This window comes from Pseudoalteromonas sp. 3J6 (assembly GCF_903995135.1).
In the GTDB taxonomy this organism is placed as follows: domain Bacteria; phylum Pseudomonadota; class Gammaproteobacteria; order Enterobacterales; family Alteromonadaceae; genus Pseudoalteromonas.
In genome coordinates this window covers 261,516-273,564 of sequence record NZ_LR877185.1, presented here as the reverse complement: position 1 = coordinate 273,564, position 12,049 = coordinate 261,516, and the positions used below count along the sequence as shown (strand labels likewise).

Annotated in this window: 11 protein-coding genes; 7 read left to right on the top strand and 4 right to left on the bottom strand. The window is 40.1% G+C overall.

All coding sequences use genetic code 11. The features are described 5' to 3' along the window. The first annotated feature begins 11 nt into the window (after positions 1 to 11). Positions 12 to 509, top strand: coding sequence for a M48 metallopeptidase family protein (locus tag P3J6_RS01225; RefSeq protein WP_198522035.1), 498 nt, complete (start codon positions 12 to 14; stop codon positions 507 to 509). A gap of 198 nt (positions 510 to 707) precedes the next feature. Here P3J6_RS01225 and P3J6_RS01220 read toward each other — a convergent pair whose 3' ends face one another. Beyond that, positions 708 to 1,391 (bottom strand): DUF3334 family protein, encoded by a 684-nt coding sequence (locus tag P3J6_RS01220; protein WP_178955625.1) that lies wholly within the window; start codon positions 1,389 to 1,391, stop codon positions 708 to 710. A gap of 116 nt (positions 1,392 to 1,507) precedes the next feature. Between P3J6_RS01220 and cmoA the strand changes: the two genes are divergently transcribed. The 5 genes from cmoA to P3J6_RS01195 all read left to right on the top strand — a co-directional run bounded on the left by cmoA (position 1,508) and on the right by P3J6_RS01195 (position 5,864). Continuing rightward, the gene (gene cmoA / locus P3J6_RS01215; RefSeq protein ID WP_198522034.1) at positions 1,508 to 2,233 is read left to right on the top strand and encodes a carboxy-S-adenosyl-L-methionine synthase CmoA; all 726 of its coding nucleotides are present in this window, start codon (positions 1,508 to 1,510) and stop codon (positions 2,231 to 2,233) included. A 15-nt stretch (positions 2,234 to 2,248) separates the two neighbouring features. Then, positions 2,249 to 3,217 carry a tRNA 5-methoxyuridine(34)/uridine 5-oxyacetic acid(34) synthase CmoB gene (gene cmoB / locus P3J6_RS01210; RefSeq protein WP_198522033.1) on the top strand — a complete coding sequence of 323 codons (969 nt, stop codon included), beginning with the start codon at positions 2,249 to 2,251 and terminating at the stop codon, positions 3,215 to 3,217. A gap of 196 nt (positions 3,218 to 3,413) precedes the next feature. Continuing rightward, complete coding sequence (gene purM, locus P3J6_RS01205) at positions 3,414 to 4,466, top strand: phosphoribosylformylglycinamidine cyclo-ligase (RefSeq protein WP_054202176.1); 1,053 nt, start codon at positions 3,414 to 3,416, stop codon at positions 4,464 to 4,466. Further along, positions 4,466 to 5,113, top strand: a complete 648-nt coding sequence (gene purN, locus P3J6_RS01200) for a phosphoribosylglycinamide formyltransferase (protein WP_198522032.1) — start codon at positions 4,466 to 4,468, stop codon at positions 5,111 to 5,113. Before purM ends, purN begins: the two co-directional genes overlap by 1 nt. Next, a complete protein-coding gene (locus tag P3J6_RS01195; RefSeq protein ID WP_232735522.1) occupies positions 5,067 to 5,864 on the top strand; it encodes a DUF3108 domain-containing protein in 798 nt (265 codons plus the stop codon). Before purN ends, P3J6_RS01195 begins: the two co-directional genes overlap by 47 nt. Positions 5,865 to 5,993: 129 nt before the next feature. Here P3J6_RS01195 and P3J6_RS01190 read toward each other — a convergent pair whose 3' ends face one another. After that, positions 5,994 to 6,758: a class II glutamine amidotransferase gene (locus P3J6_RS01190; RefSeq protein ID WP_178955621.1), complete on the bottom strand. Its 765-nt coding sequence runs from the start codon at positions 6,756 to 6,758 to the stop codon at positions 5,994 to 5,996. A 217-nt stretch (positions 6,759 to 6,975) separates the two neighbouring features. Continuing rightward, positions 6,976 to 7,953, bottom strand: a complete 978-nt coding sequence (locus P3J6_RS01185; protein ID WP_232735458.1) for a S66 family peptidase — start codon at positions 7,951 to 7,953, stop codon at positions 6,976 to 6,978. A gap of 433 nt (positions 7,954 to 8,386) precedes the next feature. Between P3J6_RS01185 and fadE the strand changes: the two genes are divergently transcribed. Then, the gene (gene fadE, locus P3J6_RS01180) at positions 8,387 to 10,843 is read left to right on the top strand and encodes an acyl-CoA dehydrogenase FadE (protein WP_198522031.1); all 2,457 of its coding nucleotides are present in this window, start codon (positions 8,387 to 8,389) and stop codon (positions 10,841 to 10,843) included. Here fadE and P3J6_RS01175 read toward each other — a convergent pair whose 3' ends face one another. After that, positions 10,844 to 11,959 (bottom strand): DUF6136 family protein, encoded by a 1,116-nt coding sequence (locus P3J6_RS01175; protein ID WP_198522030.1) that lies wholly within the window; start codon positions 11,957 to 11,959, stop codon positions 10,844 to 10,846. It abuts the gene before it with no gap. Positions 11,960 to 12,049: the final 90 nt, after the last annotated feature.

Here is a 12,049-nt window from a genome sequence, read left to right as displayed (position 1 = left end):
CAGAGACAATAATGAGTGAATACGCACGTTACTTTACCGGCTACCCTGCCAATATCGTTGAGCAAGTATTAGGACTAATAAAAGCAGGAAGGGTAAGTGAGTATTTACTTAAAAAGTACCCGCAGGCGCATCGTATTACCAGTGATAAGTTACTGTATAGCTACGCCACTGAGCTTAAAAAGCAGTATTTAAAAAACGCCCCGCCATTTGGACGCGCTGCGTTTAAAAAACAAGGTGATATGGTTACCAATGCGCTCGGTACCCACACGTACCGTATGCAAGGTAAAACCCGCAAGCATGATTTAGCAATAAACAGCGATTTATTGCGCGCCCCTGAGCCATTATTAAAAGCATTAGTGGTGCACGAACTCGCTCATTTTAAAGAAAAAGATCATAACAAAGGCTTTTATAAATTATGCTGCCATATGGAGCCGCAGTACCATCAGCTAGAGCTGGATTTACGGATTTTTTGTGTAGCTATTGCGATGGGTGAGAATCCCTATAATTGAACGGTCAGCGGTCAGCGGTCAGCGGTCAGCGGTCAGCGGTCAGCCAAAATTCAATGACACACAAGTTCATAATGAAAGCCCTCGTTAATAAAAAACGCGATACTAAATCGCGTTTTTTATAATTTACTGATAGCTACAAACTGACAGCTCAAAAGCTCGTTGGGTTTCGTTTCACTCAACCCAACCTACGTAAAAACGTTAAAGCCCTAATTCGGCCATAAAGTCATCGTCGCTATCATCTTGCTTTGGCTGTTTTGCTTTTTCCTTATCCGCTTTTTGCTTGGCTTCGTTTGCGATAATGTCGTCTGGGTCTATGGCTTCTACAATGTCAAAATCGTGAAGTTTAATAAACTCTGTTTTATCCATCGCCAACTCTAAATAGAAGATATTTTGGTTGCGAGTGGTAAACGTTACACGGCGTGCTTGCGGACGATCCATAGTGGTATCAACCGATATTTGCACTTGCTTGTTAATAGCCATCATTTTTGGCTGATTTTGGGTAATAGAGGTATGTAGCTGTTCACGCACTTTTGACGTGAAGTCGCCCACTATTTGGTTCATCAACTCACCCATCACGTTTGAAACGTCATCAGATAAGTGACTATGCGCGATCTCCTCTTCTGGCATGCCCATATTACGCATATAGTCGCCGTAAATTTCCATCGCAGCTTGCGCCGTAAAGTTGGTAACGACTAAACCGGTAAAGCCCCCATCAAATAAAACAAAACAGCCTATGTCTGGTCGCATACAAGTACGAGTAATTTTTTGTACCATGGCTGAATAGCTGATCTCGTTGCCGCTGGCTGATGAAAGTACACCCGTTACTGAGTGGCATAATGTTGCTAATATATCGTCGGTGCTAATAACTTTACTTTTGCTCATTTAATAATCTCTTTTATACTTATTCTTCATAATTCTAGTCAAGCTACTGAATTTATCACTGACTATCCAGTATAAAATGTTAAAATAGCACTATTATTTTCAAAGAGACTGCCTTCGTGAGTATAAAAGACAGTATTTATGCCTCTGAGCAACAAGTAAAAGACTTTAGTTTTGATCAAAATGTGGTTGAAGTATTTCCCGACATGATCCAACGCTCGGTACCCGGTTACGCCACCATAGTCAGTACTATGGGGAAATTAGCCGGTGAGTATGCTCAGCCAAATTCAAATTTGTATGACCTAGGCTGCTCGTTAGGGGCGGTTACCCTAAGTATGCGCCGTAATATTCAAACTGATAGCTGCCACATTATTGCTGTAGATAACTCACAAGCCATGGTGGAGCGTTGTAAGGTACATTTACAAGGGTTCAGATCAGACGTTCCTGTAACTGTAACTTTAGGTGATATTAACGAGCTTAATATTCAAAATGCATCGGTAGTGGCGATGAATTTTACCCTGCAGTTTATTCCACCAGCGCAGCGCAAAGCGGTACTTGAAAAAATATACGCTAATTTAAAGCCCGGTGGCGTTTTGCTACTAAGTGAAAAAATTAAAGCCGAAAACGAGCAATGCGATAACCTATTGATTGACTTGCACCACGACTTTAAGCGTCATAATGGCTACTCTGAGCTTGAAATAAGCCAAAAGCGTACCGCCATTGAAAACGTAATGCGCCCCGATACACTTAGCACACATACACAACGTTTAAGCGACATTGGTTTTAGCCAAACGCAAGTGTGGTATCAATGTTTTAATTTTTGCTCAATGGTAGCAATTAAATAATTTAGAGAGTGACACATGTCTGCATGGTTTAACCAATTTTACGCTGCAATTGCACAAAGCCCACTTAGCCACTGGCTAGAAACCTTGCCCGCGCAATTAAAGCATTGGCAACAAGAGGCTAGCCATGGCGATTTGCCTCAATGGCAGAAAGTACTAAAAAACTTACCTGAGGTATCAACAAACCACGTTGATATTGTCAGCAAAGTAGCAATAGGCGCGCCTGGCGAAATGACTGAAGGCGAGCAAAAACAAACCACGCATTTATTAAAACGGATGATGCCTTGGCGTAAAGGCCCATTTAATGTGCACGGTATCGACATTAATACAGAATGGCGCAGTGACTGGAAATGGGATCGACTCCTACCGCATATTGAGCCATTAAAAGGCCGTACTGTATTAGATATTGGTTGTGGCTCGGGTTATCACCTATGGCGTATGCGCGGTGAAGGTGCTCAGTTTGTGGTAGGTATTGATCCATCTGACTTATTTTTATGCCAATTTCAGGCTATTAAACACTTTAACCCAGATCAAAACGTGCATTTATTACCATTAGGTGTTGAAGCCCTACCAGAACTTAAAGCATTTGATACGGTATTTTCGATGGGAGTACTTTATCACCGTCGCTCACCTATCGACTTTTTAGCGCAATTAAAAGCACAGCTTCGCCCAGGCGGTGAGCTGGTGCTTGAAACCTTAGTTATTGAAGGCGATGAAAACACCGTACTGGTTCCGACCGACCGCTACGCGAAAATGCGTAATGTATGGTTTATTCCAAGCACTGCTGCATTAAAACTGTGGATGGAACGTGTTGGCTTTAAGGATGTGCAAATTAAAGATTGCGCTATTACAACGCTCGACGAGCAGCGTAAAACTGACTGGATGGAAAACGAATCTTTAGTTGACTTTTTAGACCCTACTGACACAAGTAGAACCATTGAAGGCTACCCTGCTCCACTTAGAGCGATACTTACAGCTAAAGCCTAATTTGTAGTATTAATTTTTATTTCCATATTAAAAAGCGCCATTAGGCGCTTTTTTTGGTTACTAATACAGCAACTAGCGGACAAGTGTCCTTGTCTTTAAAATCAAATCCAGATTTCAACTAGCCGCGCCCTTGCAATTGTTGTAAAATACGCGCGTTTCTAAGTAAGCATCAAAACAACTATTTTGAGGAAAACCTGTGAGCGAACAAAAACAGTCTCTAAGCTATAAAGACGCGGGCGTAGATATCGACGCTGGTAATGCACTTGTTGAGCGTATTAAAGGCGTAGTTAAAAAAACTCGTCGTCCTGAAGTGATGGGCGGAATTGGTGGTTTTGGCGCACTTTGCGAAATTCCTGAAGGTTATAAGCAACCCGTACTTGTAGCAGGCACTGACGGTGTTGGCACTAAGTTACGTTTAGCAATTGACCTTAAAAAGCACGATACTGTAGGTATCGACTTAGTTGCGATGTGTGTAAATGATTTAATAGTACAAGGCGCTGAACCCCTGTTTTTTCTAGATTACTATGCAACGGGTAAACTAGATGTAGACACAGCAGCCGACGTAGTAACCGGTATTGGTAAAGGTTGTGAAATTTCAGGTTGTGCCCTAATTGGTGGCGAAACAGCTGAAATGCCAGGTATGTATGATGGTGAAGACTACGACATGGCAGGCTTTTGTACCGGTGTGGTAGAAAAATCAAAAATTATTGATGGCACTAAAGTAGCTGCAGGCGATCAGCTAATTGCGCTTGCTTCTAGCGGCCCTCACTCAAACGGTTTCTCACTAATTCGTAAAGTATTAGAAGTCTCTAACGCTGATACTAACCAAGTGATTGATGGCAAAACCTTAGGTGAGCACCTTTTAGAACCAACACGCATTTACGTTAAGCCATTACTTGAGTTGTTTAAGCAAGTAGATGTGCATGCGCTTTCGCATATTACTGGTGGCGGTTTTTGGGAAAATATCCCTCGTGTATTACCTGAATCTGCTAAAGCGGTTGTTAAAGGTGATAGCTGGCAGTGGCCTACTGTATTTAGTTGGTTGCAAGAAAATGGCAATATTACCACTCACGAAATGTACCGCACATTTAACTGTGGCGTAGGTATGGTGTTAGTAGTACCTGCTGATCAACTTGATAACAGTTTAAACATTTTAAAAGATCTTGGCGAAAACGCATGGCACCTTGGTGAGATTCAAGATGCGGTTGCTGGCGAAGAGCAAGTTGAAATTGTAGGTGGTGCTGCGTAATGGCACCCACTCGTCTAGTAGTTTTGATCTCAGGCAGTGGCTCAAATTTACAAGCCATTATTGATGCCTGTGAAAGCGGCGAGATAAACGCTCATATTGCGGCTGTTATTAGTAATAAAGCAGACGCATATGGGTTAGAGCGTGCAAAAAATGCAGGCATTGCAACGCAAGTACTGAGCCATAAAGAGTTTGACTCCCGCGAAGCATACGATGCCCAGTTAATGCATATAATTGACTCTTTTGAACCAAATCTAGTTGTATTAGCTGGGTTTATGCGTATTCTAACTCCTAGCTTAGTGCAAAAATATGTTGGAAAAATGTTGAACATTCATCCATCTTTGTTGCCTAAGTACCAGGGGCTGAATACCCACCAAAGAGCAATTGATGCAAAAGACGACGTCCACGGCGTTAGTGTTCACTTTGTAACTGAAGAATTAGATGGCGGACCCGTTATTCTTCAAGCTAAAGTGCCTGTATTAGCAAACGATACAGCAGACACGCTCGCTAAACGTGTGCATGCGCAAGAGCATATAATTTATCCTTTGGTGGTCAAGTGGTTCAGTGAACAACGACTTACGATGGAAGCAGATTATGCAGTTCTTGACGAAAAACAACTTCCTGCACACGGCGCGCACTACCCAAAATAAAAAATTAAGTGCTTGGCTATTATGTGCGGGCACTTTATTACTTCCTACCAGCCTGATTGCAGGCGAGTTAACCCAGTATCAAGCTAGTTATGACATTTTGCGCAAAGGCACTAATCACGGCAAAGCCGAGCGTGAACTAAAAAAACTCGATAATAATAACTACCAAGTCACTTACCACAGTGATATTGAATGGATGATTTTCTCTGACTCACGTCAAGAATCATCAACCTTTAGCTTTATAAATGATAACGTAGAGCCAATTCAGTACGCTATGATCCGCACAGGCACTGGGCCTGACAAAAAGTATGAAATTAACTTTGACCGTCAAACCAAAACGGTTACCAGTAACACCAGCGATTACCCGTTAAAATGCCAATGGCATGATAACTTCCAAGATGGTATTTCTTATCAAGTACAAGTTCGTGAAGGTCTTAAAAAAGGCAAAACCAACTTCTCGTTTCCGTTGGTTGATAAAAAAGGTAATTGCCGTGACTACGACTTTGAAGTGGTAGAAACCGAAATGATTTCTCTGCCTATAGGTAATGTAGAAGCAGTGAAAGTTAAACGCTTATACGATAACGATAAACGCCAAGCTTTAGCCTGGTTTGCCCCAGAAATGGATTACATGCTAGTGCGCATGTGGAAGGGTGAAAAAGGTGTGGAGCAGTTTGAAGTGCAAATGAAATCGTTTACCGTGATCAACCCACCTGCTTTACCTGCAGAAGTGAAAAACGAAATAACACCAGAGTAAATTGCTTACAAGGTGCAAATGAAAGGCCCAAGTGTGACAAACATAACTTGGGTTTTTCATTTTTAACACTTATACACTTTATCAATTTGAAACTTTGAGTCGGGTTTCGTTTCACTCTAGCTACCCAAGCTACATTAATTCACCCATTTTAAATAACACAAACTCTCCTGGCTGCATTTTTTGCCAGCGCTCATCATTAGTTAATGGCCTTGTTGCTATAACCGTTACTACATCGTTTGGTGTGGTTTCTTGTTGAAAGTCGATCACCATGTCAGCATCAATCAATGTAGCTTTACCAAATGGCGCACGGCGCGTTATATAATGTAAGTTATTAGTACAATACGCTAAAACAAATACACCATCGGTCAATAACATATTAAATACGCCCTTTTCACGCAGTGTATGTGAAAGCTTGGCGGCATATCTAAAAACCGACGCCATATTACTTGGGCGCTTTGGGTATTTTTCGCGAATTTTGTCAAGTAACCAACAAAAAGCGAGTTCACTGTCGGTGTTTCCCACAGGGCGATAATACTCTGGTTTTAAATCGTGATAATTTGAAAGCTGCCCATTGTGTGCATAGGTTATTTCGCGCCCCCACAACTCTCGGGTAAACGGATGAGTGTTTTCAAGACACACCCGACCACGATTCCCTTGGCGAATATGACTAATAACCGATACACTTTTAATTGGGTACGCTTTTACCAGCTTTGCTATTTCTGACTGGTAACTTGGCTCTGGATCTTTAAAGGTTCTGCACCCTTTACCTTCATAAAAAGTAATGCCCCAGCCGTCTTTATGCGGGCCAGTATTTCCACCACGCTCCAACAACCCTGAAAAGCTAAAACAAATATCCGTTGGCACATTGGCTGACATGCCAAGTAATTCACACATAAAATAAATAAACCTTAAATTCAATAAATTAAAACTAAATAAACAATTAAATCTGGCACGCGGTCACAGTTTTGGTTTCACTTTGGATTTTTGTGTGCATATAATTTATTTTTATTTCTTTAATGACGTTATTGTTAAACAGCTGAAGAGCGTTAGCAAGTGGATACAAATTTATATTGATAATTATATTAAGGCTATTGACTCGAATATTTCTTAGCTAATGTTTTTCTATTATTATCTGTTTATAACTTTCCGTATCTATTTTCACAAATCCACCAATAGGAAAACATATATGGGGTGTTGTATGTCCAAAGTTTAAATTATAAAGCACGGGGATTGACGCTAGCTCTCGCTTAGATTTTATAATTTTTTTAAGTAAGACCTCAGATACTTCTGACTTTAATTGAAATTTCCCAATGACTATTCCTTTAACTTTATCGAAATGTTTTTGATGAATTAATGATTGAAGATCTCTGTCAAAGTTTGAAGGGGATGTTAACTCATCATCTTCAATAAATAATACAGAATTTGTTAAATCAGGCATAAATTCAGTTCCTTGAAGTAAATTTAAAGTGCAAAGGTTCCCTCCAACTATTTTTCCTTCTGCTTTGCCATGGTTTAAAACTTTTATACCATTGTCTTTATAAAAGTTTCTTTTTTCCTGATCTATAAACCATAAGTCATCACTCCACTGTGCTGGATTTATAACTTCATAAGGAGCACTTGAGAATAAACACTTTTTAATATAATTTATTGAAAAGTCAATCCCCTTGAGCATTCCCAGAGTTGAGTATGCAGGCCCAGAGTAAGTTACTAGTCCAGTTTTATGAAATATTGCATTTGATAAAGCTGTAGTATCAGAATAACCACAAATAATTTTTGGATTTCTTTTAACAATCGTATAGTCAATATACTTTAGTAATTGATTTACATTATCGCCCCCGATAACAGTAAAGATAGCTTTTACTTTTTTATCTAAGAATGCTTCATGTAAATCTTCAATTCTTTCTTCTATGGATGAAGACGAGAAATCATCTATTAATTCACAGTTTTTTGAAAATGATAATTTGAGGCCAAGCTCTTCAAATCTTTTATTTGCTATTTCTCGAGTCTCTTTGTCAATAATTGATAAACTTCTTGAAGGCGCAATTATCCTAACCTCATCATTCATTTTTAATTTATTAGGTATTATCAATTTACCTCCTACCAAATACTACTAATTAATCATTCAATATTATCTAATATACTATGTATCATTTCTCGACTCTTAGCTCCTTCACAGCTTAAGCACAACACTTTGATTGTTTATAACACACAAAAACGGCGGTAAATGGTGTCGTGAACGATATCAATTAATATCGTTCTATTTTTAATAAGCGTACACTGAACATCATAAGTATATTTACTTAATTAAACTTATATTACTATTAGATTAAGTGATTTTTTAACGCTTATATTTTTTATAACAAGCCAAAATAAACGATTACTGTCAAACTGTTCGTATAACATACAACGGATTGTAATAATCGTACCGATAACTACACTTTAATCTAAGTAATGTACTTGAAACTTAGCGTTACTAGCGCTACTCTAAACGAGGTGGTCTGACCTCTATTAAGGAATTAGCAATGACACTCATATTTACACTTGGTTTAATCGCACTGCTCAGCATTGCGCTTTACCACAGAGCGAGTTGGAACACAGCACTTGGTGTTTCTGCCGCAACATTATTAATTGGTACCTTTGCTGGTGCTTTTGGTTTAATTAGCTGGGTGATCTTTTTAATCATCGCAGTGCCTCTTTCTGTTACTGGTATTCGCCAGCAATACATTATCAAACCTATTTTCACCATCTTTAAAAAAGTAACACCGAGCATGTCTGACACCGAAAAGTCAGCTATTGATGCCGGTACTACGTGGTGGGAAGCGGATTTATTTTGTGGTAATCCAGATTGGAAAAAGCTTCACCAGTATCCAGTTCCAAAACTTACTATTGAAGAGCAGGCATTTATCGACGGCCCTGTTGAAGTTGTATGTAGTATGCTTGATGATTGGGAAGCTACGCATGAGCTGACTGATTTACCTCAGGATGTATGGCAATATCTAAAAGATAACAAGTTCTTTGCCATGATCATTAAAAAGGAATACGGCGGCTTAGAATTCTCTGCATTTGCACAATCGTGTGTACTGCAAAAACTAACCAGTAAATCAACATTGCTTTCGTCAATTGTTGGTGTACCTAACTCGTTAGGTCCAGGTGAGCTATTACAGCACTATGGTACTGAAGACCAAAAAAATCATTACTTACCGCGTTTAGCAAGCGGTCAAGAAATTCCATGTTTTGCACTTACCTCGCCAGAGGCGGGTTCTGATGCAAGCTCAATTCCAGACTACGGTGTAGTCTGTAAAGGGCAATGGAATGGCGAAGAAGTAGTTGGTGTAAGCCTTACATGGAACAAACGTTACATAACACTTGCGCCTGTAGCTACGGTACTTGGTCTAGCATTTAAGTTACAAGATCCAGATGGATTATTAAGCGACGTTAAAGAGCCAGGTATTACCTGTGCACTTATCCCAACAGATACCCCTGGGGTAGAAATTGGTCGTCGTCACTTCCCGCTTAATGTGCCGTTCCAAAACGGCCCTACTCGCGGTAAAGATATTTTCGTCCCACTTGATTACATTATTGGCGGCCCAGAAATGGCTGGTCAAGGCTGGCGTATGCTAGTTGAATGTTTATCGGTTGGTCGTGCAATTACGTTGCCGTCAAATTCAGCCGGTGGCATTAAAATGATTGCAGTAGCAACCGGTGCTTATAGCCGTATTCGTCGTCAATTCCGCTTACCTATTGGTAAAATGGAAGGGGTTGAAGAATCAATGGCTAAACTTGCTGGTTATGCTTACAGCTCAGACGCTGCAGTAAGCATGTCTACTGGCGCAGTTGATTTAGGCGAAAAGCCATCAGTTGTATCGGCGATTATTAAGTACCACCTTACCGAGCAAATGCGCGATTCAACCATTCATGCAATGGACGTGCTAGGCGGTAAAGGGATCATGCTTGGGCCAAATAACTATTTGGGTCGTGGCTATCAAGGTGCACCAATTGCCATTACCGTTGAAGGTGCAAACATCTTGACCCGTAATATGATTATTTATGGTCAAGGTGCAATTCGTTGTCATCCATTTGTACTTACCGAGCTAGGTGCGTGTGAAATTGAAGACCGCGAAGAAGCGCTTAACGTATTTGACAAAGCGCTAATGGGTCACATTGGCTTTACCATGTCTAACTTAGTACGTACTAAGTGGCTTGCGCTTACTGGCGCTCGCTTTACTAGCGTGCCATACAAAGACGAAACGGCAGAGTTTTATCGTATTGCGTCTCGCTTTAGTGCATCACTTGCACTTATGTCAGACATTAGCATGGCGGTATTTGGTGGTTCTCTTAAACGTAAAGAACGTATTTCAGCACGTTTAGGCGACTTATTAAGTTACCTTTACTTAGTATCTGCAACGCTAAAACGTTACAACGACGAAGGCCGTAAAAAAGAAGATTTTGCATTGGTTCAATGGAGCTGTCAGGATCACCTTTACCACTGCCAGCGTGCACTTGCTGACTTAATCAATAACATGCCGTCGGCTCCACTACGTGGTGTTTTAAAAGTATTGTTATTCCCGTTTGGTCGTCCGGTTCGTAAACCTACCGACAAACTTGAGCACAAACTAGCGCAGTTGTTACAAGTTCCTAGCGAAACACGTAATCGTTTAGCAAGCTATGTATACCTTACAAACGAACCGCTTAATCTTGTAGGCCGTCAAGAGCAAACGCTTAAAGACGTTCTAGAAGTAGAGCCATTGTTTGAGCGTGTATGTAAAGAGAAAGGCGTAAAGCTACCATTCTTCCAGCTTGATAAAGTGGCGCAAATGGGTTTAGAAGCGGGTATTTTAAGCCAAGCAGAAGCCGATAAGCTCGCTGCAGTAGAAAAAGATCGTCTAGACGTGATTAATGTTGATGACTTTGACCCTGCAGATTTACTTGCTGGCAAAGCAGCGCGTAATAGCAAAGCTAAAAAGGCAGATGCAGCTTAACTAATTTAGTAAAGCTAGCATTAACCCTGCTAAAATTAGCCAAACCAGCGCATAATGCGCTGGTTTTTTTTGCGCAAAGTAAACCTGTATTACACACCACATATTACCAATAAAAAATAACGCAATATGAATGTGACCAAAAATAACGCTATAACTTATCGTTGCTACTAAAAACAGCAATAGGCTAGGTAAAAACTGGCTAATATAAAAGGCACGTTCTCGCTGGCATGTTTTAAAAAACAATCGATACTGCTCGTGAACTTTACCGCAATCAAATTGCAAAGAGCTACTAAAGAGCACAATAAAAGCCATGGTCAACACTACGAGTATAGGTACCAAATCAGCACGTTCGTTTATTAGTGCCGCTGATGCCATAAATATACATAAAAGTAGCGACACGCGCCAAACAAGTACCCAGCTATGGTTTAGTAAATAACAAAACCAAAAACCAAATATTGAACTTACTGCAATTCGCCCGTTAACATTAACCACGGGAACAAAAAGACTCAGCGTAAACAGTAAAGCAAAGCCTATATGATAGGTGAGCGGTTGCATATAAATAGGAACACACACTAATATCGTGCTAAATATAAAGCCATATATCAGTGCGCTGGGTTTGTATATGCACAAAACGCCCAAGCTAAATTGCAACAACATAAATACAACAAAGTGCGGTACTTTAACCCATTGTGATAGCGTTAAATCTAGCGCAATTAATACACTGGCTATTAACCAAGCATTGCTTAGCGTTAATAATTTAATATCAACTAAATATAACCACACTGATCGCGCAATAGTTTGCTGGAATAGCCGCTGCTGACTATTTTTAATTGCTGACTTCATTGCGCTGAGCATCACACTTTGTAATAACAAATAAAATAAGGCCATTTGTGCACCGTATTGTGGTGCTGCGCTACTGTCTATAATTTTTCCGAGACCTAAAAAAAGTAGCAATATCAAACCCAACATCGATGAGCCTAACACCACTAAAAATAACAACCCAAAACTTTTCAGTTGTAATAATAATTGCTTAAGCTCTTGGTTATAAGCTAAATACCGGTAACCCATAAACACTCTATATTGAGCTAATGGGTGTTTACTTGGTGCAATATTCATAACGATATGCGCTCAAAGCCATGTTCAACAAACACAGTAGGTTCGTGACAAGTAATAATAATTTGCCCGTTTAGTTTATCTGCTAAGTAA

Coding starts and splice junctions, on each gene's coding strand:
- P3J6_RS01225 (WP_198522035.1), top strand. CDS start 12: ATGAGTGAATACGCACGTTACTTTACCGGCTACCCTGCCAATATCGTT.
- P3J6_RS01220 (WP_178955625.1), bottom strand. CDS start 1,391: ATGAGCAAAAGTAAAGTTATTAGCACCGACGATATATTAGCAACATTA.
- cmoB (WP_198522033.1), top strand. CDS start 2,249: ATGTCTGCATGGTTTAACCAATTTTACGCTGCAATTGCACAAAGCCCA.
- purN (WP_198522032.1), top strand. CDS start 4,466: ATGGCACCCACTCGTCTAGTAGTTTTGATCTCAGGCAGTGGCTCAAAT.
- P3J6_RS01190 (WP_178955621.1), bottom strand. CDS start 6,758: ATGTGTGAATTACTTGGCATGTCAGCCAATGTGCCAACGGATATTTGT.
- fadE (WP_198522031.1), top strand. CDS start 8,387: ATGACACTCATATTTACACTTGGTTTAATCGCACTGCTCAGCATTGCG.
- P3J6_RS01175 (WP_198522030.1), bottom strand. CDS start 11,959: ATGAATATTGCACCAAGTAAACACCCATTAGCTCAATATAGAGTGTTT.